21 protein-coding genes are annotated in these 21,860 nt (G+C 72.1%); 9 read left to right on the top strand and 12 right to left on the bottom strand.

The features are described from left to right. The first annotated feature begins 30 nt into the window (after window positions 1-30). Window positions 31-468, top strand: a complete 438-nt coding sequence (locus N553_RS0107375) for a nitroreductase family deazaflavin-dependent oxidoreductase (protein WP_028045992.1) — start codon at window positions 31-33, stop codon at window positions 466-468. Here N553_RS0107375 and N553_RS21600 read toward each other — a convergent pair. From N553_RS21600 to N553_RS0107360, 3 genes are all read right to left on the bottom strand, one after another. Further along, the gene (locus N553_RS21600; RefSeq protein ID WP_197029939.1) at window positions 434-751 is read right to left on the bottom strand and encodes a DUF2809 domain-containing protein; all 318 of its coding nucleotides are present in this window, start codon (window positions 749-751) and stop codon (window positions 434-436) included. The two genes, N553_RS0107375 and N553_RS21600, sit on opposite strands and share 35 nt — an antisense overlap. A gap of 74 nt (window positions 752-825) precedes the next feature. Further along, a complete protein-coding gene (locus N553_RS21595; protein WP_051639890.1) occupies window positions 826-1,266 on the bottom strand; it encodes a MerR family transcriptional regulator in 441 nt (146 codons plus the stop codon). Between the two features lie 14 nt (window positions 1,267-1,280). Beyond that, window positions 1,281-2,279 carry an aldo/keto reductase gene (locus tag N553_RS0107360; protein ID WP_369796692.1) on the bottom strand — a complete coding sequence of 333 codons (999 nt, stop codon included), beginning with the start codon at window positions 2,277-2,279 and terminating at the stop codon, window positions 1,281-1,283. A 125-nt stretch (window positions 2,280-2,404) separates the two neighbouring features. On the opposite strand from N553_RS0107360, the gene N553_RS21590 reads away from it, so the two are divergent. Then, the gene (locus tag N553_RS21590; protein ID WP_051639889.1) at window positions 2,405-3,094 is read left to right on the top strand and encodes an HNH endonuclease family protein; all 690 of its coding nucleotides are present in this window, start codon (window positions 2,405-2,407) and stop codon (window positions 3,092-3,094) included. Between the two features lie 40 nt (window positions 3,095-3,134). Further along, window positions 3,135-4,292, top strand: coding sequence for an alanine racemase (locus N553_RS0107350; RefSeq protein ID WP_034620801.1), 1,158 nt, complete (start codon window positions 3,135-3,137; stop codon window positions 4,290-4,292). A gap of 4 nt (window positions 4,293-4,296) precedes the next feature. On the opposite strand, the gene N553_RS0107345 is transcribed toward N553_RS0107350, so the two are convergent. After that, window positions 4,297-4,671 carry a RidA family protein gene (locus tag N553_RS0107345; RefSeq protein ID WP_028045989.1) on the bottom strand — a complete coding sequence of 125 codons (375 nt, stop codon included), beginning with the start codon at window positions 4,669-4,671 and terminating at the stop codon, window positions 4,297-4,299. A gap of 10 nt (window positions 4,672-4,681) precedes the next feature. Then, the gene (locus tag N553_RS0107340; protein ID WP_028045988.1) at window positions 4,682-6,223 is read right to left on the bottom strand and encodes an amidohydrolase family protein; all 1,542 of its coding nucleotides are present in this window, start codon (window positions 6,221-6,223) and stop codon (window positions 4,682-4,684) included. Between the two features lie 143 nt (window positions 6,224-6,366). Here N553_RS0107340 and N553_RS24200 point away from each other — a divergent pair, with 143 nt between their 5' ends. Next, window positions 6,367-6,807, top strand: a complete 441-nt coding sequence (locus tag N553_RS24200) for a MarR family winged helix-turn-helix transcriptional regulator (RefSeq protein WP_051639888.1) — start codon at window positions 6,367-6,369, stop codon at window positions 6,805-6,807. Further along, entirely contained in the window at window positions 6,804-7,040 is a 237-nt protein-coding gene (locus N553_RS0107330; protein ID WP_028045987.1) for a hypothetical protein, read from the top strand. The genes N553_RS24200 and N553_RS0107330 overlap by 4 nt, the downstream gene beginning before the upstream one ends. 7 nt (window positions 7,041-7,047) lie before the next feature. Here N553_RS0107330 and N553_RS0107325 read toward each other — a convergent pair whose 3' ends face one another. The 3 genes from N553_RS0107325 to N553_RS0107315 all read right to left on the bottom strand — a co-directional run bounded on the left by N553_RS0107325 (window position 7,048) and on the right by N553_RS0107315 (window position 9,904). Then, window positions 7,048-7,770 (bottom strand): M50 family metallopeptidase, encoded by a 723-nt coding sequence (locus N553_RS0107325; RefSeq protein WP_197029937.1) that lies wholly within the window; start codon window positions 7,768-7,770, stop codon window positions 7,048-7,050. Further along, window positions 7,767-8,471 carry a DUF2993 domain-containing protein gene (locus N553_RS0107320; RefSeq protein ID WP_028045985.1) on the bottom strand — a complete coding sequence of 235 codons (705 nt, stop codon included), beginning with the start codon at window positions 8,469-8,471 and terminating at the stop codon, window positions 7,767-7,769. Before N553_RS0107320 ends, N553_RS0107325 begins: the two co-directional genes overlap by 4 nt. Window positions 8,472-8,572: 101 nt before the next feature. Beyond that, the gene (locus tag N553_RS0107315) at window positions 8,573-9,904 is read right to left on the bottom strand and encodes a DUF1524 domain-containing protein (protein ID WP_081844477.1); all 1,332 of its coding nucleotides are present in this window, start codon (window positions 9,902-9,904) and stop codon (window positions 8,573-8,575) included. 119 nt (window positions 9,905-10,023) lie between these two features. On the opposite strand from N553_RS0107315, the gene N553_RS21580 reads away from it, so the two are divergent. After that, the gene (locus tag N553_RS21580; protein ID WP_051639887.1) at window positions 10,024-11,304 is read left to right on the top strand and encodes a multidrug effflux MFS transporter; all 1,281 of its coding nucleotides are present in this window, start codon (window positions 10,024-10,026) and stop codon (window positions 11,302-11,304) included. Between the two features lie 133 nt (window positions 11,305-11,437). Further along, window positions 11,438-11,854, top strand: coding sequence for a hypothetical protein (locus N553_RS0107305; RefSeq protein ID WP_028045983.1), 417 nt, complete (start codon window positions 11,438-11,440; stop codon window positions 11,852-11,854). Between the two features lie 68 nt (window positions 11,855-11,922). Here N553_RS0107305 and N553_RS0107300 read toward each other — a convergent pair whose 3' ends face one another. The 3 genes from N553_RS0107300 to N553_RS0107290 are packed head-to-tail and all read right to left on the bottom strand — an operon-like array spanning window position 11,923 to window position 16,515. Continuing rightward, window positions 11,923-14,979 carry an AAA family ATPase gene (locus tag N553_RS0107300; protein ID WP_028045982.1) on the bottom strand — a complete coding sequence of 1,019 codons (3,057 nt, stop codon included), beginning with the start codon at window positions 14,977-14,979 and terminating at the stop codon, window positions 11,923-11,925. Next, entirely contained in the window at window positions 14,979-16,133 is a 1,155-nt protein-coding gene (locus N553_RS0107295) for an exonuclease SbcCD subunit D (protein WP_028045981.1), read from the bottom strand. The genes N553_RS0107300 and N553_RS0107295 overlap by 1 nt, the downstream gene beginning before the upstream one ends. 55 nt (window positions 16,134-16,188) lie before the next feature. After that, a complete protein-coding gene (locus N553_RS0107290) occupies window positions 16,189-16,515 on the bottom strand; it encodes an STAS domain-containing protein (RefSeq protein WP_028045980.1) in 327 nt (108 codons plus the stop codon). Between the two features lie 101 nt (window positions 16,516-16,616). Here N553_RS0107290 and N553_RS0107285 point away from each other — a divergent pair, with 101 nt between their 5' ends. Next, window positions 16,617-17,009 carry a PPOX class F420-dependent oxidoreductase gene (locus tag N553_RS0107285; protein WP_028045979.1) on the top strand — a complete coding sequence of 131 codons (393 nt, stop codon included), beginning with the start codon at window positions 16,617-16,619 and terminating at the stop codon, window positions 17,007-17,009. A gap of 47 nt (window positions 17,010-17,056) precedes the next feature. On the opposite strand, the gene N553_RS0107280 is transcribed toward N553_RS0107285, so the two are convergent. Continuing rightward, on the bottom strand, window positions 17,057-17,542 hold the full coding sequence (locus N553_RS0107280; RefSeq protein ID WP_028045978.1) for an aminoacyl-tRNA deacylase: 486 nt from the start codon (window positions 17,540-17,542) through the stop codon (window positions 17,057-17,059). Window positions 17,543-17,673: 131 nt separating this feature from the next. Between N553_RS0107280 and hrpA the strand changes: the two genes are divergently transcribed. Next, window positions 17,674-21,834, top strand: coding sequence for an ATP-dependent RNA helicase HrpA (hrpA, locus tag N553_RS21575; protein ID WP_034620794.1), 4,161 nt, complete (start codon window positions 17,674-17,676; stop codon window positions 21,832-21,834). Window positions 21,835-21,860: the final 26 nt, after the last annotated feature.

Raw genomic sequence — 21,860 nt, 5'->3', positions numbered from 1 at the left:
CTGAGAGCCCGCGGAGCCGTTCCGGTGGTCATGCCTCTTTCTGGTGAGTACGCCCCGAGCACCTCCGCGTGGGCCCGCAAGCAGGCCGAGCTCTTCGAGTCCACCGACGGTCGCAAGGGGAACCTCCTGCAGGGCAAGCCCGTGATCGTCCTGACGTCGGTCGGCGCGAGCAGCGGCAAGCTGCGCAAGACCGCGCTCATGCGCGTCGAGCATGAGGGCAGGTACGCGGTCGTCGCCTCGAAGGGCGGCGCGCCCGAGCACCCCGCCTGGTACCGGAACCTCGTGGCGCACCCGCATGTCGAGCTGCAGGACGGCGCGGTCAAACGCGACTACATCGCGCACGAGGCGTCGGGCGCCGAGCGCGACGAGTGGTGGGGTCACGCGCTCGAGGTGTGGCCGGCGTACGCGGACTACCAGAAGAAGACCGACCGTCTCATCCCGGTGTTCGTCCTGACACCGACGGACTAGGTGCTCGTCGCCCGGCCGACCGCCGGACCAGCGCGTCGACGCCCGCTGCCAGGAGGACCCCGGCCGCGTAGGCGAGCAGGTCCGGCGCGTTGAAGGTCGTGCCGAGCACGTAGCGCGCAGCGGGCACCTGCTCGACGACCGTTGCCGACAGACCTGTCAGCTGCAGCAGCTCGAGAGCCGCGCAGACAGCGAACGCGACCGCCGCGGCCACCCGGCTGCTCACCGCCGGCACCACACCGATCACGAGCACGTAGACGAGCACCGCGTACAGCGCGTCACCCACCGGGTTGCTCCCCACGGCGAGGCCCGCGACCACCACGAGGACCGCCGCACCCGCGACGACCCGACGATCGCGCCTCAGAGCGCCCTCACCCGTTCGCTTCCGGTGACGTCGCCGGACAAGGCACCGGCTACCGAGTCGGTGCCCACCTTCGACTCGTAGAGGTCGATCTTGAACTCGATCGCGTCGAGGTGTGCCGCCACCTGGCGCAGCTGCTCGCGCACGCGGTCCCGGTGCGCGCGCAGGAGCTCGAGACGAGCAGCCTCGTTCCCGTCGCCCGCGCGCACCAGGTCCGCGTACATGCGCACGTCACGGATCGACATCCCGGTCGACCGCAGCCGCGTCACCATCCGGATCCAGCTGAGGTCCTGGTCCGAGTACTGACGATGACCCGACGACGCGCGGTCCACCGACCCCAAAAGGAGGCCGTCTCGCTCGTAGTAGCGCAGCGTGTGGGCGGTCAGGCCGGTGGCTTCCGCCGCCTCCGCGATGCTCCACCGTTCGGCAAGCAGGCTCATGGTCCGATCATGCCTCAGCGGTTGATCGTCGACATGTCCGCGTACCGGTCGCCCGTCGCGGTGCCGAGGTCGTTCAGGGTCGCCAGCTCCTCGTCGGTCAGCGGGACCTGCGTCGCGGCGGCGTTCTCCTCGATCCGTGCGACTCGGCGCGTGCCGGGGATCGGCACGACGTCAGCGCCCTGGGCCAGGACCCACGCGAGCGCGAGCTGCGCCGGCGTGACGTGCTTGACCTCCGCGAGCGCTCGGATCTTCTCGACGATCACCTGGTTGGCATCCAGCGCCGCGCCCACGAACCGCGGGTTCGCGCGCCGGAAGTCGGCGTCGTCGAGCGTGTCGGTCGTGGTGATCGTCCCGGTGAGGAAGCCACGACCGAGCGGCGAGTAGGGCACCAGACCGATGCCGAGCTCTCGCAGGGTCGGCAGGATCTCGGCTTCGACATCTCGGGTCCAGAGCGAGTACTCGGTCTCCACTGCCGTGATCGGATGCACCGCGTGCGCGCGCCGGATGGTGTCCGGACCTGCCTCGGACAGGCCGAGGAACCGCACCTTTCCGGCGGCCACGAGCTCGGCCATCGCACCGACCGTCTCCTCGATCGGGACGGACGGGTCGACACGGTGCTGGTAGTAGAGGTCGATGCGGTCGGTGCCGAGACGCTTCAGGCTGCCGTCCACGGCCTGGCGCACGTACTCCGGTCGACCGTTGATGCCGCGCACCTGCGGGTTGTCCGGATCCCGGACGACGCCGAACTTGGTCGCCAGCACGACCTCGTCGCGACGACCCTCGATCGCCTGGCCGACGAGGCGCTCGTTGGTGTGCGGCCCGTACATGTCCGCCGTGTCGAGGAAGGTCACCCCGAGGTCGAGGGCCCTGCGGATGGTCGCGATCGACTCCCGCTCGTCGGCCGATCCTGCCTCCGAGCGCGTGCCGTAGAAGTCGGACATGCCCATGCAGCCCAGCCCGAGGGCCGAGACGGTGAGCGCTGCCGAGCTGCTGCCTATGGTGCGTGTGGAAATCGTCATGTCACCTACCGTCCGCCTTAGAGTGCGCTCTAAGTCAAGCGACCTGACCACAACCCGTCCGAACCGTGACTCGGTGCGCGGCCAAGGATGCGCCGCGGCGGACCTGCCACCGTCGCCGTATGAGACGGGTGTGGCCGTGGGTCGTCGTGCTGGCGCTGTGCGTGGCGGTCGGCGCCGGCGCTCCGGCCTGGACCGACGCGCGCACCGCGGCCAGGTATCCGGTGGCTGCGAAGGATCTGGCCGACGGACGCGAGGACCTGCGCCGGCTCCAGGTGCGAGAGCGCGCGTCGAGCGACGGGTACTCGCGCGAGGCCTTCGGTCAGGCCTGGGCGGACGTCGACAGGAACGGCTGCGACACCCGCAACGACGTCCTCGCTCGCGACCTCGTCGCGCAACGCACGCAGGACGACGACTGCACGGTCCTCGCCGGGACGCTGGACGAGCCGTACACGGGGACGCGCGAGACGTTCGTCCGCGGCCCCGACTCGGCCGACGTCCAGATCGACCACGTCGTCGCCCTCGCCGACGCCTGGGAGACGGGCGCACAGCAGTGGTCGCCGCAGAAGCGCCTCGCCTTCGCGAACGACCCGGCCAACCTCCTCGCGGTCGACGGACCCGCCAACCAGGACAAGGGTGCAGCCGACGCGGCCACGTGGCTCCCGCCCAACAAGGGGTACCGGTGCATCTACGCGCTGCGGCAGATCCGCGTGAAGGCCGCGTACGGGCTGTGGGTCACCGCGGCGGAGCACGACTCCCTCGATCGCGAGCTCGGCCGGTGCGTCGTCGCCACGACGGCGACGCCTCCGTGAGCCTCGAGCGGCAAGGGGCGGCGAGGCTAGGTTCTGAGGCATGACCGTCCACGTCCCGACCACGCTGATCGGCCCCACGACGAAGGGCTTCTGGCAGCCGGAGCCGGTGACGGCCGACGCGTTCACGGCGGCAGGTCACACCCTCGAGGACGGCTCGCTGACGTTCCCGGTACTGACCCTCGACGCCGACGCTCTCGCACACAACATCGCGGAGATGGCCGGCTGGACCCGCGACCGCGGCCTCGACTTCGCGCCGCACGGCAAGACGACGATGTCGCCCGAGATCTTCGCGGCGCAGCTCGCCGCCGGGGCGTGGGGCATGACGGTCGCCACCGGCAACCAGCTGCTCACCGCGTACGAGCTCGGGGTCCGACGGATCCTGGTCGCCAACGAGGTCGTCGACCCGACCGTCCTGCGCTGGATCGCCGGATGTGACGACGCCGAGATCCTCTTCTACGTCGACTCGGTCGAGGGTGTCGCCCTGGCGGCTGCTGCGGGCGGTCCCGTGACGGTGCTGCTCGAGGTCGGGTACGACCGGACAGGGGTGCGGTCGCGCGAGCAGGCGATGGCGGTCACCCAGGCGATCGCCGCCACCGACACGGTGTCGCTGCGAGGAGTGAGCGCCTACGAGGGCGGCTGCGCCACCCTCAACGAGGCTCGCGCCTTCCTGGCGGAGGTCCGCGCCTTCGCCGACGAGCTGCGGCCGTTCATCGACGGCGAGGTCGTCCTGTCCGCGGGCGGGTCGGCGTACTTCGACGCGGTCGCGGCCGAGCTCCGGCCGTTCCCCGGCGGTCGGACGATCCTGCGGTCCGGGTCGTACGTCACGCACGACCACGGCACCTACGTCGCGTCGACGCCCTTCACCAGGATCACCGGGAGCCTGCACCCCGCGCTGCGCCTCTGGGCGCAGGTCCTGTCGACGCCGACCGACGGCCTGGCGCTCGTCGGCGCCGGCAAGCGCGACGTCCCCTACGACGCCGGTCTGCCGGTCGTGCTCGACAAGGCCGGTTGGACGGTCACGCGCACCAACGACCAGCACGCGTTCCTCGAGGCCGGCGCCGAGGCCGACCCGCTCCACCCGGGCGACGTGCTCGAGCTCGGCATCTCGCACCCGTGCACGGCGTTCGACAAGTGGCGGGTCATCCCGGTCCTGGACGCGGACCGGCGTGTGGTCGACGTCGTGACGACGTGGTTCTGACGGGCTACACCCGTCCGGCGACCACGTCGATCTCGACCTTGATCCCCGCGAGCACCGACCCGACGGTCGTGCGTGCCGGCTTGGGGTCCCCGAAGAACTCGCCGTACGCCTCGTTGAACTCGGCGAAGTCAGCGAGGTCCGCGAGGTGCACGGTCGTCTTGACGACGTCGTCGAGCGTGAGGTCGGCGGCGGCCAGCGTCGCGGCCACGTTGCGGAGCACCTGACGCGTCTGGTCCGCGACCGACGAGGCGATCGCACCGGTGACCGGGTCCTGCGGACCGAAGCCCGCGGTCCACACCAGGTTGCCCAGCCGGATCCCCTGGGAGTAGTTGCCGGCGGGCTGCGGGGCGTCGGACGTCCTGATCTTCTCGCGTGTCATGACGCCATTGTCACCTGGGTCGGCCAGGCAGCGCCCCGGTGAGCCGACCGTCCCGCAGGACCGGCACCCCGTTGACGAGCACCGCCTGGACGCCGGTCGCCAGCGTGCGGGGCGCGTCGTAGGTGGCCAGGTCGATGACGTTCGCCGGATCGAGCACGACGGCATCCGCGCGTCCGCCGACCGTCAGCCTCCCGCGGTCGACGAGCCCGAACCTCCGGGACGCGGTCGTCGCGAGATGAGCAGACGCCTCCGGCCACGACCAGTCGGCCAGCTCGCGCGTGTGCTCGCCCAGGTACCGGGCGAACGTGCCCCAGCCGCGCGGGTGCGGGTGGCCACCGAGGTAGAGGCCGTCGGAGCCTGCGCAGTGCGCCGGGTGCTGTGCCAGCACGCGCATCGAGTGCTCGGTGGCGCCCGGCGGGAACCCGAACACGCACCCGACCTGCAACCGCGTCTCGATGAGCAGGTGGTGCGCGGCATCCGTCGGGCTCATGCCGAGCCGCCCTGCGACCTCCAGCAGGGGCAGACCCTCCGCCCACTCGAAGCCGGGCGCCCACGACAGGGTCACACGCCCCCACACGTCGTCCCGCGGCGGCAGCTCCGCACGGACGGCCGGGTCCCGCAGCAGCGCGAGGGTGCGCTCCGCGTCGGCGAGCGGGAGCCACGGCGGCAGCGCGACGAGCGCGAGGATCGACGAGCCCTTGAGGTACGGATAGGAGTCGAACGTGACGTCGAGACCCTCGGCGAGGGCGGCGTCGACCATCGGCACCAGGACGTCGGACGGACCGTGGAAGTGCGAGACGTGCGTGCCGACGCCGGTGACCCTCGCGAGGTCCAGGAGCTCCGCGAGCGCCGCCGGCGCCTGGTCCTCGTAGCCGCGCATGTGCGAGACGTGCGGCCTCCCCCTCGCCGCCAGCGCCGAGCACAGCGCGACCAGCTCGTCACGATCCGCGGACATCGCCGGCGCGTACTCCAGGCCGGTGGACATCCCGACCGCGCCGTCGGCGAGGCCCTGCTCGAGCAGCCGCACCATCTGGTCCACCTCGGCAGGGGTCGCCGGTCGGTCCTCGGCCCCCATGACCGCGAACCGGACGGTGCCGTGGGGCACGAGGTAGGCCGTGTTGAGCGTCGTGGCGCCGTCGTAGGTGGCCAGCAGCTCAGCGACGCTTCCGCCACGGAACGTCGGGTGCCGACCGTTGATCGCGGCGAAGTAGCGCTCGGCGTACTCGGTCGCGCCCGAACCCTGCGGGGACGGCGCGAACGAGACCCCGTCCTGCCCGAGCACAGCGGTCGTCACGCCCTGGTGCGTCATCGCGGCCTGCGTGTCGGGGTCCAGCACCAGCGCGTCGACGTGCACGTGCGTGTCGACGAACCCGGGCATCACGATCTGCCAGCCCGCGTCGATCACGTCGGACCCGTCCGGCTTCAGGTCAGGGCCGATCTCGACGATCCGGTCACCCGCCACGCGCACGTCCGCGCGCACCAGGTCGTCGGCGGTGCCGTCGGCCACCAGGCCCCCACGGATCAGCACCGGTCCCGCCGTATCGCCGCTCATCGTCGTCCTCACCTCGTACCGGACACGATCATGCCCCGGCGTACGCCCCGCCTTCGGGATGCGGCCACGCTTTCATCCCATCGGTCGCCCTCGCGAAAACTATCGGGATTGACGATGGATCAGGCTGGCGGGACGGTGGCGTCATGACAGGCGCCGAGGAGTTTGCGAAGGAGTTCGAGGACGCCTTCCAGAAGGCGTACCTGCGGTTCCACCGGCGAGACGGCAAGGGCGCGCAGATGTCCGGCGCATCCCGGGCCGTCCTCATGCACCTCGCCCACACGGGCCCGCTGACCGTCGGGGAGGCGGCGCAGCACCTGGACCGGGCGCAGTCGGTGGTGAGCGACATCGTGACGCAGCTCGAGTCCAAGAACCTGCTCGAGCGGGACACCGACCCTGACGACCGGCGGCGGACCCTCGTGTGGCTCACGCCGAGCGGGTTCGACGCGCTCGATCGCGAGCGCCAGGTCCTCTCGACCGAGCTGCTCGCCCGGGCGGGACGGCGGATGACGCCCGAACAACGTGCCGCCCTCGTCGGCGGACTCCATGCACTGAACCAGGCGAACGAGAAGGAGACGACACCATGAGCTGCGAGAGCTGCGGGATGCCCGTCGAGACGGGCCGCTACTGCGCACACTGCACGGACGCCGAGGGCAACCTGCAGGCGTTCGAGGAACGGTTCGAGCGCATGGTCAGCTGGCAGGCGAGGCGTGAGCCGGATGCGAGCCGCGAGCGGTTGGAGGCCGAGACCCTGGACCACATGGCCACGCTGCCGGCGTGGCGGGACCACCCTCGGGTCGTGAGCCGGATGGCGGGCTAGAGCACGCTCACAGCTGCAGATCCAGGAGCCACGAGGCGCCTAGGGCCAGCGCGCCGACACACAGGAGGAAGAGGATGCCCACCCACAGCCCGCCGGGGGTGCGGGTCAGGCGTCCGAGCAGACCGGCGTCGGAGGTGTCGGCAGCGCCCCGACGCCGGCGACGCTGCGCCTGCATCTCGATCACCGCTCGGGGTGCCCCGAGGAGCAGGAACCACGTGACCAGGTAGGCGAACAGGAGCTGCACCTGCGACGAGCCCCACAGAGTCACCGCCACCACGAGCGCCCCGGTGACGAGGACCGACCACAGGCCGTACCAGTTGCGGATCTGGACCAGGACCAGCACGAGCACCACGAGCAGCACCCACAGCAGGGCGACCGCGTACCCCTGGGACAGGAGGAACGCGGCGCCGAGACCCAGGACCGCGGGGCCGGTGTACCCGGCAGCCGCTGTCGCGACCATGCCGGGACCTCGAGGTTTGCCCGACGACACCGTGAGGCCGGAGGTGTCCGAGTGGACCTTGATCCCGGAGAGTCGTCGGCCGACGAGCACCGCGACCCCGGCGTGGAACGCCTCATGGACGATCGTCAGCCCGTGCCGGGCCACGTGCCAGGCGACGGGCAGGACGAGGATCGCCAGAACCACGGCCGCGGTGCCGAGGACGACCGCTGTGGACGGCACAGGCTGAGGCGTGGTGATGTCCGACCACGCGTCGCCGATCCACGAGCTCACGGGGCCTCGGTGGGGACGGTGACGTCCGTGCCGGTCGCGGTGATGCGCACACCGGCGTCGACGACCTGCGCGTCGGAGAGCACGAGGCCCTCCGGCAGGCCGTCCTCGATGGGTATCTCGATGTCGTCGAGCTTGTTGCCGATCGAGCTCGGAAGCGAGCTCACGTCCACGGACACGCCGCCGATCATGATCTGCTGCACGTCCACCAGCAGCTTGCCGTCCCGCACGCGCGGGACCAGCGCCGCCGACAACGTCAGGCCGAGCACCTTCCCGGTCGCCTTCAGCGTGTCACCGTCGACGCTCGTGGCGACATCGAGCGTCGTCCGGTCGGCCACGATCTTGTCGATCGACGCCGTGGGCAACGTCGCCGAGATGGTCGCGGTGCCTGCGACGTAGGGCTCCGTGGTGGAGACGTCCGTGGCGTCCAGAGTCACGTCGGTCGCGGGGATGCCCTCGATGGTGACCCCGTCGACGTGTCCAGAGACGTCGTCGAGCGTGCCCTTGAGCACCTGGGTCAGGAAGGGAAATCTCCCGATGTCGACCTTCGGCGTCCCGACGACGCCGTCGAGGTTCTGCTGGATCGCCTCCGCCGCTCGGGTCTCGACCGTCGAGGCGACGACCCGGTCCGCGATGAATGCCCCACCGACCAGCAGTGCGACGACGCCGACGACGACTCCGGCGACCACCGGTCCCTTGCTCATGCGCTCACCGTAGGGCACGGGCCGAGCCACGGCGGCGCGCTTCCCACGCGGCACAGCCTTGGTCCGGTGATGTCCGGGCGCCTCGACGACGGGCGTGTCTGCTATTCGCAGCCGATGCCGTCGTCGTCCCGGTCGAGGTGCGACGCGTAGCCGGGGTCACCTCGGTGCACCGGTGCGGCTCCGGCGGCGCGTGCCGCGGCGCAGTTCTTGTAGAAGACGCTCGAGGGTGCCTCGACCGGTGGGGCCGGGTCCGGGGCGACCGGCGCGGGCGCCGGCTGGACGGGTGCGGGCGCCGGCTGGACGGGAGCCGGGGCCACGGGCGCCACGGGCACCGGAGCGGGCGCTGGTGTCGCGACCGGGGCGGGCGGCGGCGGCACGGTCGACCCGGCCGGCAGCGGCTCGTCGGGGCACGTGGACAGCACGCGCACGATGGCGTCGCGCTCGGCCTGGGTGACCCAGAGACCGTAGGTGTACTTCACGCCGACCTGCCGCGCGACGTAGGTGCAGCGGAACGCCTTGTTCGGCGGCAACCACGTCGCGGCATCACCGTCGCCCTTCTGCATGTTGAGCGGTCCGTCGACGGCCAGGAGGTTCAACGGGTCGTTGGCGAACGCCTCGCGACGCGTCGTGTCCCAAGCCTGCGCGCCCTTCTGCCAGGAGTCCGACAGTGCCACGACGTGGTCGATCTGCACCGCCGACGACGTCTCCTGGCCCCGCACGAAGCTGATCGTGCGAGCGGAGTACGGGTCCTGCAGGCTCCCGTTCGCGACGACGCACCCCTGGGTGTTCGGCTTCACCGCGATCGCCGTCAGGTCCCGGCGCAGGACGTCGTTGCGGGTGTCGCAGCCGTTGCGGTCCACGTCCTTCCACGCCGGCCCGTACAGGTCACGGTCGTAGCCGGTCTTCGGCGCGCGACCCTTGACGTCGAGCAGCAGCACCGTTCCCAGAGCCGTCTGCGGGGCCGCGCCGGCCTCGACCGTGGTCACGTCGGCGTCCGGCGCAGGTTCGGGGGCGGGCAGTGCCGCCGCCTGCTCCTCGAGCGACGGGACGGCGGAGGTCGTCGGTGTCGGGGCGGGGGCCTTGCTGGGCTTCGGGGATGTCGAGGGCGAAGCCGACGTGCTCGTCGCGGCGGTTGCCGTCTCCGACTCCGAGGGTGTCGCTGCTGCGCTCCCGACGAGGAGTCCCACGAAGCCGCACGCCAGAAGGACGACGGCACTCCGTCGACGCATCGGGCCGAGCCACGACCTCTCCCGGACCAGCGCCCACAGTGCCGTCACACCCAGGTACAACGACGCCCCGAGCACCGCGCCACCCCAGCCGCTCACGAGCCCGCTGAGAGAGACGATGCCGAATCCGGCCGCACCCGCGATGCGCCAGGGCCCCCAACCGGGATCACTGCGGCGAGCTGGTGCGTCGGAGTCGGAGGGTCCCATGGCCATCACATCGGCATCCGTGGGCACCGTGTGAGTCGCATGGACCCAGCAGACCACAGGTCGGTCCGAGGGCTGGACAGCCGGGATGATGCACGGGGTCCGCAACGGTTGCAGTCCCCATGGCCCGCATTCCCGCGACGCGCGTGAGCGTCGGCTTCGTGCTCCTGCTCTCGGCGCTGACCGCTGTCGGCCCTCTGACGTTCGACACCTACCTCGCGGCGTTCCCTGAGATCGCCGCCGACCTGAACACGTCCGCGGGCGCCGTGCAGCTGACGATCGCGGCCTCGCTGGCCGGACTCGCCGTCGGGCAGCTGACGATCGGGTCGATCTCCGACGCGTTCGGCCGACGCCGACCGCTGCTAGCCGGGCTCGGGATCTACGTCTGCGTCTCCGTGGCCCTGGCCGTGGCGACCGACATCACCGTCTTCACCGGCCTGCGGTTCGTGCAGGGGTTCAGCGCCGCGGCCGGGATGGTCCTGTCGATGGCGATCGTCCGCGACCGCTACGAGGGGCTCGCGGTCTCGAAGGTGATGGCCCGGCTCATGCTCGTCGTCGGCGTCGCGCCGATCCTCGCCCCGACCATCGGCGCGCAGCTTCTGCGCTTCGGCTCGTGGCGGTTGATCTTCGTGTTCCTCGCGGTCGTCGGCGCGATCCTGCTCGTGGTCTCGACGTTCGCGCTGAAGGAGACGCTGCCGCAGGCGATGCGTCGCACGGGTGGAACGCTCGGCGCCCTGCGGACGTACCGCGACCTGCTCGCGGACCTGCCCTTCCTCGGCCTGGCGCTCATGTCCGCGTTCTACCTGGGAGCGATGTTCACCTACGTCGCGTCCTCGACGTTCGTGTTCCAGGACGGCTTCGGCATGACCGCGCAGCAGTTCGGCTGGGTCTTCGCGGGCGGTGCGGTCGCGATCACCGCGGGGTCACAGGTCAACGGTGCGCTGGTCGGGCGGTTCACCCCGGAGCAGGTGCTCAGCGGGACGGTCGTGGCGGGCCTGGTGCTCTCGATGTCGCTGTTCGCGACGACGCTCGCCGACGGCCCGCTGTGGCTCGTGGTGACGCTCCTGATCCTCACTCTCGGCACGGCTGGTTTTGTGCTCCCGTCCGCACCGGCGATCGCCCTGGCCAACAACCCGCACCGCGCGGGATCGGCGGCGGCGCTCCTCGGGGCACTCCAGTTCGGGCTCGGTGCACTGATCGCGCCGCTGACCAGCATCGGCGGAACCCCGACCGCGGAGTCGATGGCCGGGGTCATGGCCGGCACGATCCTCGTCTCGGCGCTCCTGCTGATCGCGGTGCGCCGATCGTGGAACCGCGGCCCGACGACCGTTGACCTCGAGGTCAACAGCGCGCTCGTCGAGTCCGAGATCGGCGCGCGGCGCGCCGCAACGCACGCCGACTAGCGGGGGCGGCGCCACCCGCCCTCGTCACGCATGGCACCGCCCCCGTAGGACGCTGGATCGCGCGCGGAATCGTGTGGCGCAGGTCACACTTTGCGACATAGCCTGGCGGGAAGCGCGCGATGAAGGACCCTCCATGACGCTGGTTCTCTTTGTCTTCCTCTTCTTCGTCCCGGCCGTGGTCTTCCGGCTGACGTGGGCGCTGATCGCCACGCCCGACGAGCCCCCGAGATGGCGCCGGGCGCTGGCCGGCAGGCTCGATCACGCTTCCGCGCACCTGCGCCACGAGCGCCCGCCGGTCTACGACCCGTTCATGACGCTGCACGTGCAGTCGCGGCTCTCGAAGGTCGCCGAGCACGTGCGCGAGCTCGAGGCGGATCCGCACGCGTTCGCCCGGGCCGAGCGGCTGATCGCGTCACAGCTCGCCTACGACCAGCTCCTCGCAGAGGCGTGCAGGCTCGCGGGCGTCGAGGTCGAACCCCACCCGAAGGGGGACGGCGCCGAGCGCTTCCGCGAGGAGGTCGAGCTCGCCTCGCGCGGGTGGGGCTGGTAACGAGGCGCAGCCTGCAGCGCGAGCTAGACCATCACGACGCAGACTGCAGCGGCTCGGCTGCCCGTGGCTCAGCCCGCTCGCACCGTGAGGGTGCTCGGGCCCTCGGGAGTCGGCCGGATCTCGATCCGGTCGGCGATCGAACGCTTGAGCGTCTCGACGTGGGACACCACACCGACCACGCGACCACCCGCGCGCAGCCGAGCGAGCTCCGCGAGGACCTGCTCGAGCGTGTGCTCGTCGAGCGACCCGAACCCTTCGTCGACGAAGAGGGTGCCCAGGTCGATCCCGCCAGCCTCCGCCGTCACGACGTCAGCCATGCCCAGCGCGAGGCACAGCGACACATAGAACGTCTCCCCGCCCGACAGCTGCCGGGGGTCCTGAGGCCGGCCCGTGCGATGGTCGAGCACGCGCATCGCCAGTCCGGTGTTCCGTGCTCGGACGTCCTCCTTCTCGTCACTGCGCTCGAGCTCGAAGCGGCCGTCCGACACGAGACGCAGCCGGTCGTTGGCGGCTGCGACCACGTCCTCGAAACGGCGCATGAGCACGAACGTGGCCAGCGACAGGCTGCGTGCGTTGTCGCTGCCCCCGCCGGCCGTGAGCTCGGCGAGCCGTGAGACCGGACCGGCCTGCTCGATCCGCTCGGCGAGGGTCCGGGCCGCGGACACCACGTCCGTCCCGGCGGCCTCCGCGGCGACAGCCCGCTCGCTCGCCACCCTCGCCGCGCCGACGGCCTCGTCGTTCAGCCCACGGGCCACCGACTCGGCAGCCCTGGCTGCGTCGACGTCCACGACAAGGTCCTCCGGGAGCGCGGCGATCGCCGGCTCGGCCAGTCCTGCAGCGACCCGGTCCTGCTCGGTCGCGTAGGCCGTCACCATCGCCTCGAGCTCAGCCAGGACGGCCGGCTCGACGAGCGCGTCACGTGCCTCCTGCGCGGTCTCGAAGCCGTGCTCGGATAGCCCGTCGGCGAGCTCGACCTGCCGACGACGGACGTCGTCCCGGGCGGTCGCCCGCTCACCGAGCGCCTCGAGCACCGCTTCCGCGGCGGCGGACCGCTCGAGCAGCTCCGAGTGCCGTGCCGCAACCGTGGGGTGCCCGCAGCGGGCGGTCACGACGTCGGCCTCGGCGGTGTCGAGGTCGAGCAGGGCGACATCGAGGATCGCGGCGTCACCGGCCAGCTGCGCGACCGCGGCCGATCGTCTGGACTCGCGCGCCCGGGTCTCCTCGTCGAATCCGTCCAGCACCGGCACGAGCCGCGCCACGTCGGCCTCGGCGGTCAACGACTCGTCCAGCGCGGCGCGCGCCGCAACCAGGTCGCTCTCGGCTCGTTCGGCCACCCCGGAGCCGACTCGGGCCTGCAGCACCGCGACGCGCTCCTGCAGCCCGCTCGCCCGCTCGGCTGCTGCGACCAGGACGGCCTCCGCCCGAGCGCGATCACTCTCCGCGCGGTCGACCAGCGCCGCCGAGACGTGGCCGGCGCCCATCACAGCCTTGGCAGGGTGCTCCGCCGACCCACAGACCGGGCACGCGTCGCCGTCGGCCAGCGCTGACGCGATCTCGCCGGCGAGGCCGTCGATGCGTGCACGACGCAGCTGCGCCTCCTGCTCGTGCGCTTGCGTCGCCGCCGATGCGGCCACCGCGCGCTGCTCGAGTGCGAGGGCGAGGGCGGTCGCGCAGGTGGCCAGCTCGCCGTGCGCCGCCACGACCTCCGCCGCACTGGTCACGGCGGCGGCACGGTCACCACGCGATCCCGCGAGCGTCCGCGCGGCATCCAGGGCGGCGGTCAGCGCGTCACGTGCGGCCGGTCGCCCGGCCAGCCAGTCGTCGTCGAGCGCGATCGCGGTCGCCAGGTCGTCCAGGGCGGCCCGTGCGTCACGGACCGACCGCCGCCTCTGGGCGAGTCCCGCCTCGACGCCGACGAGCCGCAGCACCGTTGCCGCCTCCGCCGCGGCGGCCTTGCCGGCAGCTCGCACGTGCGACCGCAGCGACCCGTCAGGGGCGTCGGCGATGTCTGCGGGTGCGGTATCCAGGGCGGCCGCCACGCCCTTCTCGGCGGCGTCCAGCGCGGTCAGTGCGCGGTCGAGCCCCGTCAGGAGCGACCGGACGGCTTGAGCGGTCCGTGCACGAGTGAGCCGTGCGACCGCCTCCAGGTTGAGGTCAGCCGACGCCTCGAGCTCGGCCCGGCGACGGCGCAGCCGGTCCCGGGTGGTGACGAGGTCTGCCGCCGACCGCGCCTCGTCGAGCAGCCTGCGCGCCTCCAGCCACGCGCCCTCGGCCTCGGCGGCCACCGCCGTCGACGACGCAGCGAGGGCACCGAGCGACGAGGTCGTGGACGCCACGACGTCGGACACGCCCTGCACGAGCGTCACCGACGTCATCGCGTCCTCGACCGCAGACCGCACGGCGGTGCCCTCCTCGGGCGAGAGCCGGGCGGCCCCGACGAGCTGCGCCGCACCCGACCGCAGCGCGACGCGCGCCTCGTCCGTGCCGCGGTCGCTCTCGCGTCGCATCTCCGCCAGCCGCTTCTGGAGCCGCTCGTAGACCTCGGTGCCGAAGATCTTCTGCAGCAGGTCCTTGCGGTCCTCGGGCTTGGCGCGCAGGAAGTGCGCGAACTCGCCCTGCGGCAGCACGATCGTCTGCACGAACTGCGTCCGGTCCAGGCCGACGATGCGCTGGATCTCAGCGCCGATCTCGTCCAGACGCGAGCCCAGCGGCACGCCGACACCGTCGAGCGCCGCAGGGCCGGCCTCGACGTCGGCGTCCGACGGGAGCCGCCAGGCCTTGACGGAGGCCTGCGCAGGTGTGGTCCCGGTGCCGCGACGCTTGGCGCGCTGGTAGGCGGGCGTGCGCCGCACTCGGTACAGCCCGGACGGCACCTCGAACACGAGGTCCACCACGCTCTCGACGTCGTCGGCGGCGTAGGCCGACCGCAGGCGTTCCTCGCTGGCCTCGGCCGACGCGACCTTGCCGTAGAGCGCGAACACGATCGCGTCGATGACCGTCGACTTGCCGGACCCCGTCGGACCCTCGAGGAGGAAGAGCCCGCCCTGCGCGAGCGCGCCGAAGTCGATCGAGTGCCGGCCGGCGAACGGGCCGATGGCCTGCAGGGTCAGCGAGCGCAGGTGCATCAGGCGCTCTTCTCGATGTCGGCGACGTCCTCGTACGCGCGGCGCAGCACCGCGACCTCGGCGGGAGTCGGGCCGTGTCCGGTCGCGTGGGTGAGGAAGTCGGCGGCGACCTCGAGCGGGTCGTGCGCGGAGGTCACTGCCGCTGCGCGACGGCGTCCGGAGCCCGTCGCGGGGACGTGCTGGACCACGAGGGCGTGCGGGAACCGCGCCCGGACGCGGCGGAACAGGTCGAGCGGCCGGTGCTCGTCGGTCACCGTGACGCGCACCCAGTCGTCGGCGTGCTGGTCGTCTGCCAGCAGGTTCTCGAGCGTCCCGGTCACGTCCGCGAGACGTCGCGGCACCGGGGCGGCGATCAGCTCGGTCGACACCTCGGGACCGGACAGGTCCACGAGCACGGTCGACTTGGCGTGGTGCCGTTCCGAGAACGAGTACGCGAGCGGCGAGCCGCTGTACCGCAGCACGGTGCCCTCGGGGCCCGTGAGGTTCTGCGGGCCGTGCAGGTGACCGAGCGCGACGTAGTCGGCCCCCGCGAACACCCCGGCCGGCACCTGGTCGACGCCTCCGACGCGGATGTCACGCTCCGACTCGGACGCCTCCCCGCCCACGACGAAGGCGTGGGCGGCGACGACCACGCGGCCCGGTCCGCGAGCGGCGGCGTCGGCACGCACGCGTCGCATGGCGGCGGTCGTCACGGCCTCGTGCGACCGGGCGAGCAGCGCATCCGGGGAGTCCGCCAGGTCCACCCGCGCGAAGTCCGGGTCGAGGTACGGGATCCCGTACACGAGCACGTTCTGCGCACGAGGGCCGCCCAACACCACCGGCGCCGCCAGGCCCGCGATGCGGGTGCGGAGACGCACGGACTCCTTCATCAGGCCGGCGCCGAACCCGAGGCGCGTCGCCGAGTCGTGGTTGCCGGACGTGATGACCACGGTGGTGTGCTCGGCGAGCTGTGCGAGCGTGTCCGACAGGAGCGTCACCGCCTCGACGGGCGGGATCGCGCGGTCGTAGACGTCACCTGCGACGACCACCGCATCGACCGACTCCGCGCGCACGACGTCCACCAGGTGCGCGAGGTACGCCGCCTGGTGGCCGATCAGATCGACCCCGTGCAGCGTCCGGCCCAGGTGCCAGTCCGACGTGTGCAACAACCGCATGCGGCGAACGTAAACCAGCCCACCGACAGACCCGGCCGTCCCGCGCCGGGAACGGTCAGACGGGCAGCTCGCCGCCCAGACCGATCATGTCGAGCACGTCGTGCACGACCCGGTGCGGGTCGCGGAGCGACACGGCGATGCCGGCCTCGGACGCGGCCCGGGACAGCTGCAGCACGAACGCGAGACCGGCGGAGTCGATGAAGGTGGCGTCCGTGGAGTCGATGACGACGGGCGACCCGGTGACCAGCGCCCGCGCCATCGAGGCGCTCGCGTCGTCACGCAGCGCGGCGTCGACCTCGCCCACCAGGGAGACGACCGTGGTGCCGTCCACGGCCTCGACCCGGATCGCGCCGGTCGCGGCTGAGCGCTCGATCAGCTCCATCGCCTGGTGAGCCCCTTAGAAAGAATTTGTAGAACGTTGACCATACCGGTCCAACGTGAATGTCGCGCGCGAGGTTCCCGGGTCCGCGTTAGCGTCGTCGCATGGCCACCACCGAGCTCCCTGCCAGCCACGCCGACCTTCTCGACCGGCCGACCTTCGCACACCTTGCCACGGTTGCGCCCGACGGGGCCCCGCACAGCAGCGTCATGTGGTTCGTCTGGGACGGCGAGGTCCTGCGGTTCACGCACACGAACACCCGCCAGAAGTTCAAGAACATCGCGCACGAGCCGCGCGTCGCCGTCTCCATCGCCGACCCGGACGACCCGTACCGGATGCTGGAGGTCCGCGGGGTCGTCGAGAAGGTCGAGCCCGACGACGAGGTGGCGAGCTTCTACCAGTCGCTGCAGAAGCGGTACGGGGAGAGCTACGAGATCACGGACGCCCACAAGCGCGTGATCATCACGGTCCGACCGACGAGCTACGTGACGAAGTAGGACTCGTCCGTCCCCGGCGAAGGAGAGGCCGCCTCCACGGAGGTGCGCTACTCCGGATCCGTGACGTCCGCGACGGTCGCGTCAAGGGCGCGCACCAGCTCGCCCCCGTCCACGCTCGCCGCGACGCCGTGGGCACCACCGCCGATCGACACGGTCCGCGACGGCACGCGCGAGTCCGCGACCACGGGCCACCCGACCAGCGACCCGAACGGCGTGATCGTGCCGCGGACGTACCCGGTGACGTCCTTCGCGGTCTCGGCGTCGGGCATCGACAACCGGGTCACCCCGAGCAGTGCGCGCAGCTTGGGCCAGGAGATCGTGCGGTCGCCGGGCACGAGCACGAACAGGAAGTCGTCGTCGCCTCGCCGCACCACGATGGTCTTGACGATGCCGGCCGGGTCGATACCGCGGGCGTCGGCGGCCTCCTGCAGGGAAGCCACGGGTCCGTGCCGGGTGATCTCGAACGGGATCCCCGACGCCTCGAGGGCGGCGACCGCCCGGCGCTCACCCTCGCTGCCACCGTCGTCGCTCATGCGGTCACTGTAGAGCCGGGCCTGCAGCGGCGGCGCGGTGGCGGCACCCTGTCCAGGGCGTCCAGAACGTCGTCGCGCCCTGAGCGAATCAGGGCGCAGCCGCGGGGCCGCACCTGGGAGGATGGGGGGTCGTGAGCACGCCACCACCCGCCCCAGCCGACCCGTCCGGGTCCGGGCGGCGGCGACCCCCGAGACGGCGGGGGGCTCGCGGCAGGCAGGGCCGAGACGAGCAGCCTCGCAACGAGCGACCTGGCAACCAGCCCGGGACGAGCGACGACGCCCGCGCCGCAGCCCGCCGCGCGCGGGCCGCCGAGGTCCGCAGGGCCGTCGTCGTCCCCCCGATCACGTTCCCCGAGCAGCTGCCGGTCAGCGCTCGTCGCGACGAGATCGCCGCGGCCGTCCGCGACCACCAGGTGGTCGTGATCGCGGGCGAGACCGGGTCCGGCAAGACGACGCAGATCCCGAAGATCGCGCTCTCGCTGGGGCGTGGGCGCGAGGGGCAGATCGGGCACACGCAGCCTCGGCGGATCGCGGCCCGCAGCGTCGCGGAGCGGATCAACGAGGAGATCGCCGGCGACGCGCCGCTGGGCGGGATCGTCGGCTACCAGGTGCGGTTCACGGACACGTCGTCCGAGCAGACGCTGGTCAAGGTCATGACCGACGGCATCCTGCTGGCACAGATCCAGCGCGACCCGATGCTGCGGGCCTACGACACGCTGATCATCGACGAGGCGCACGAGCGGTCGCTGAACATCGACTTCATCCTCGGGTACCTCACGCAGCTGCTGCCCAAGCGCCCGGACCTCAAGGTCGTCATCACCTCGGCGACGATCGACTCCGACCGGTTCGCGAGGCACTTCGCCGGGCCCGACGGGACACCGGCCCCGGTGCTCGAGGTCACCGGACGCACGTTCCCCGTGGAGATCCGCTACCGGCCGCTCGTCGCCGAGGCCGTCGAGGGTCAGCGCAAGAAGCCCGAGGACCGTGACCCGATGACCGCGATCGCCGAGGCGGTCGACGAGCTGATGCTCGAAGGGCCCGGCGACATCCTCGTGTTCCTGTCCGGGGAGCGGGAGATCCGCGATGCCGAGGACGCGCTGAGGGGCAGCCTGGGAACCAGGGTCACCGATCCCAGGAGCCCGCAGGCGGTCGAGCTGCTCCCGCTCTACAGCCGGCTGTCCGCGGCGGAGCAGCACCGGGTGTTCGAGCGCCACCAGAACCGGCGGGTGGTCCTGTCGACCAACGTCGCCGAGACGTCGCTGACCGTGCCCGGCATCCGGTACGTGATCGACCCCGGCACCGCGCGCATCTCGCGGTTCTCCAAGGCCACGAAGGTCCAGCGGCTGCCCATCGAGCCGATCTCGCAGGCGTCGGCCAACCAGCGCTCGGGCCGCTGCGGGCGCGTCGCGGACGGCATCGCGATCCGCTTGTACTCGCAGGACGACTTCGACGCGCGCCCCGAGTACACCGAGCCGGAGATCCTGCGCACGTCGTTGGCGTCGGTGATCCTGCAGATGATCGCCGTCGGCGTCGCGGCGACCCCCGAGGAGATCGGCGACTTCCCGTTCGTCGACCCTCCCGACACCCGCGCCGTGCGCGACGGCGTGCAGCTGCTCACCGAGCTCGGGGCGCTGGACGGAGCCCGGCTGACCGAGACCGGCAAGGCGCTCGCCCAGCTCCCGATGGACCCACGCCTCGCACGGATGATCGTCGAGGGTGGCCGTCGGGGCGTCGCGCGCGAGGTCATGATCATCGCCGCCGCGCTGTCGATCCAGGACCCCCGCGAGCGCCCGGCCGAGGAACGCGAGAAGGCCGACCTGTCGCACAGCCGGTTCGCCGACCCGACGAGCGACCTGCTCAGCTACCTGAACCTCTGGCAGTACCTCAAGGACCAGCAACGGGACCTGTCCGGGTCCGCGTTCCGCCGCCAGGTGCGCGCGGAGTACCTCAACTACCTGCGCATCCGCGAGTGGCAGGACGTCGTGACGCAGCTGCGCGAGATGGCCAAGCCTCTGGGGATCGTCGTCAACGCCCCGGGCAAGCTCATGGAGGAGGACGGCCTCAGGCTCACCTGGGACGGCGACCGCATCCACGTCGCGATCCTGGCCGGGCTGCTCAGCCAGATCGGCATGCAGGAGGCGACGGAGGTCGCGGCGCCCGCTGCCGGGAAGCGACCGCCCAGCAAGCGCCCGCGCAACGAGTACCTCGGCGCGCGCGGCGCGCGGTTCGCGATCTTCCCCGGCTCCGGCCTGGCACGCAAGCCCCCGGCGTGGGTCATGGCAGCCGAGCTGGTCGAGACGAGCCGCCTGTGGGGCCGCGACGTCGCCCGCATCCAGCCGGAGTGGGCCGAGGACCTGGGCGCGCACCTGGTGAAGCGGACGTACTCGGAGCCGGCGTGGTCCACCAAGCAGGGCGCCGCCACCGCGTTCGAGCGCGTGCTCCTGTACGGCGTCCCGATCGTCACCAACCGCCGCGTCCTGTACGCCAAGGTCGACCCCGAGCACGCCCGCGAGCTGTTCGTGCGGCACGCGCTCGTGCAGGGCGAGTGGACCACGCACCACCAGTTCTTCCACGAGAACCGGCGTCTGCTGGCCGAGGCGGAAGGCCTGGAGGCGAGGGCCCGGCGACGGGACCTCGTGGTCGACGACGACACGCTGTTCGCCTTCTACGACGAGCGCATCCCCTCCGACGTCGTCTCCGCACGGCACTTCGACCAGTGGTGGAAGACCGCTCGCCGTGACGACCCGGACCTCCTCTCGTTCACCCGCGAGCTGCTGGTCGGTGAGGCCGGCGGGATCGACGAGTCCGCGTTCCCGTCCCGCTGGCCGCAGGGCGACCTGCGTCTGCCGCTGACCTACCAGTTCGAGCCGGGCACCGAGGCCGATGGCGTCACGGTGCACATCCCGCTGACCACGCTCGCGCGCCTGACCCCCGACGGGTTCGACTGGATGGTCCCCGGCCTGCGCGAGGAGCTCGTCACGGCGACGATCCGCTCGCTCCCCAAGCCGGTGCGGGTCCAGCTGGTCCCCGCGCCGGACGTGGCGCGGTCCGTCCAGGAGTGGATGACCGCGAACACCGCGGACTGGGAGGACACCGTTCGGGCCGGGGATGCGGCGCCGTCGTTCCGGGAGGTGTTCCGACGGGCTGTGAAGGCGCTCCGCGACGTTGATGTGCCCGAGGACGCGTTCGACGAGGACCGCCTGCCGGCGCACCTGCGCATGACGTTCCGCGTGGTCGGCGATCGCGGGGGAGTGGTCGACGAGGGCAAGGACCTCCTGGTGCTGCAGCGCCGGCTGGCGCGCCAGACGCAGTCGGCGGTCGATGACGCCGTGCGTACGGCCGTCCGGGCAGCGATGGAGGAAGCGCGCACGTCCGGGAAGGCCCCCAGCCCGAGCGCGACGGCCGCCGCACCCGCTCCCACGGCCCCATCCGTCGCCAAACCGCTCGTCTCGCTCGACCGCACCGGCCTGCGCACCTGGCCCGCCGACCTGCCCGAGCTCCCCGAGGTCCTGGAGGCCGGCACGGTTCGCGCCTACCCGACGCTGATCGAGGAGAAGGGCGGCACGGTCGCGGTCCGTTCGCTGGCCGACGAGTCCCAGCGCCCCGCCGCCGCGCACCGCGGGCTGCGACGCCTCCTGCTGCTCGACCTCGGGCTGGCCACCGCCCGCGTCACGAGCCGCTGGAGCGGCACGCAGGCACTGACCCTGGCCTCGAGCCCTTACCGCACGACCGACGCCTTGGTCGCCGACGTGCAGCTCGCCGCCATCGACCGGCTGATCGGCCAGGAGCGTGAGGTCCGCGACGCCGCGACGTACGCCGAGCTGCGCACCACGGTCCGCAACGGCCTCGAGGATGCGGTGCACGCGATCGTCGGTGACCTCGTCGCGGCGCTCACCGCCGAGCGTGAGCTCGACGCCGAGATCCGCGCCCGATCGAGCCTCGCTCTGCTGGCCACCGCGCAGGACGTCCGCTCCCAGATGCAGCGCCTCGTGCACGACGGCTTCGTCAGCGAGGTGGGTGCGGACCGGCTCCCCCACCTGGCGCGCTACCTCAGGGCCGCCAGGCACCGGCTGGTGAAGGCGGCGGAGAACCCGCAGCGCGACGCCGACCTCGCGTGGCAGGTGCAGGACGTCGAGGCCGCCTACGACGACGCCGTGGAGAAGGGCCTGCCGGTCGACGCCGTGCGCTGGCAGCTCGAGGAGCTGCGCGTCAGCCTGTTCGCGCAGCAGCTCGGCACGCCCGCGCCCGTCTCGACGACCCGCATCAAGAAGGCGCTCGCCGCGGGCGGATAGACGAAGGATCCGCGGTCGGCCCGCGC

It is taken from the genome of Cellulomonas sp. URHE0023, from assembly GCF_000688475.1.
Taxonomy (GTDB): Bacteria; Actinomycetota; Actinomycetes; order Actinomycetales; family Cellulomonadaceae; genus Cellulomonas.
This window is presented reverse-complemented; position numbering and strand designations above follow the sequence as displayed.

Bases quoted from the DNA above. Each gene is read 5' to 3' on its own strand.
- N553_RS0107375 (WP_028045992.1), top strand. From the start codon at position 31: ATGCCTCTTTCTGGTGAGTACGCCCCGAGCACCTCCGCGTGGGCCCGC.
- N553_RS21595 (WP_051639890.1), bottom strand. From the start codon at position 1,266: ATGAGCCTGCTTGCCGAACGGTGGAGCATCGCGGAGGCGGCGGAAGCC.
- N553_RS21590 (WP_051639889.1), top strand. From the start codon at position 2,405: ATGAGACGGGTGTGGCCGTGGGTCGTCGTGCTGGCGCTGTGCGTGGCG.
- N553_RS0107350 (WP_034620801.1), top strand. From the start codon at position 3,135: ATGACCGTCCACGTCCCGACCACGCTGATCGGCCCCACGACGAAGGGC.
- N553_RS0107345 (WP_028045989.1), bottom strand. From the start codon at position 4,671: ATGACACGCGAGAAGATCAGGACGTCCGACGCCCCGCAGCCCGCCGGC.
- N553_RS0107340 (WP_028045988.1), bottom strand. From the start codon at position 6,223: ATGAGCGGCGATACGGCGGGACCGGTGCTGATCCGTGGGGGCCTGGTG.
- N553_RS24200 (WP_051639888.1), top strand. From the start codon at position 6,367: ATGACAGGCGCCGAGGAGTTTGCGAAGGAGTTCGAGGACGCCTTCCAG.
- N553_RS0107330 (WP_028045987.1), top strand. From the start codon at position 6,804: ATGAGCTGCGAGAGCTGCGGGATGCCCGTCGAGACGGGCCGCTACTGC.
- N553_RS0107320 (WP_028045985.1), bottom strand. From the start codon at position 8,471: ATGAGCAAGGGACCGGTGGTCGCCGGAGTCGTCGTCGGCGTCGTCGCA.
- N553_RS0107315 (WP_081844477.1), bottom strand. From the start codon at position 9,904: ATGGGACCCTCCGACTCCGACGCACCAGCTCGCCGCAGTGATCCCGGT.
- N553_RS21580 (WP_051639887.1), top strand. From the start codon at position 10,024: ATGGCCCGCATTCCCGCGACGCGCGTGAGCGTCGGCTTCGTGCTCCTG.
- N553_RS0107305 (WP_028045983.1), top strand. From the start codon at position 11,438: ATGACGCTGGTTCTCTTTGTCTTCCTCTTCTTCGTCCCGGCCGTGGTC.
- N553_RS0107300 (WP_028045982.1), bottom strand. From the start codon at position 14,979: ATGCACCTGCGCTCGCTGACCCTGCAGGCCATCGGCCCGTTCGCCGGC.
- N553_RS0107295 (WP_028045981.1), bottom strand. From the start codon at position 16,133: ATGCGGTTGTTGCACACGTCGGACTGGCACCTGGGCCGGACGCTGCAC.
- N553_RS0107290 (WP_028045980.1), bottom strand. From the start codon at position 16,515: ATGGAGCTGATCGAGCGCTCAGCCGCGACCGGCGCGATCCGGGTCGAG.
- N553_RS0107285 (WP_028045979.1), top strand. From the start codon at position 16,617: ATGGCCACCACCGAGCTCCCTGCCAGCCACGCCGACCTTCTCGACCGG.
- N553_RS0107280 (WP_028045978.1), bottom strand. From the start codon at position 17,542: ATGAGCGACGACGGTGGCAGCGAGGGTGAGCGCCGGGCGGTCGCCGCC.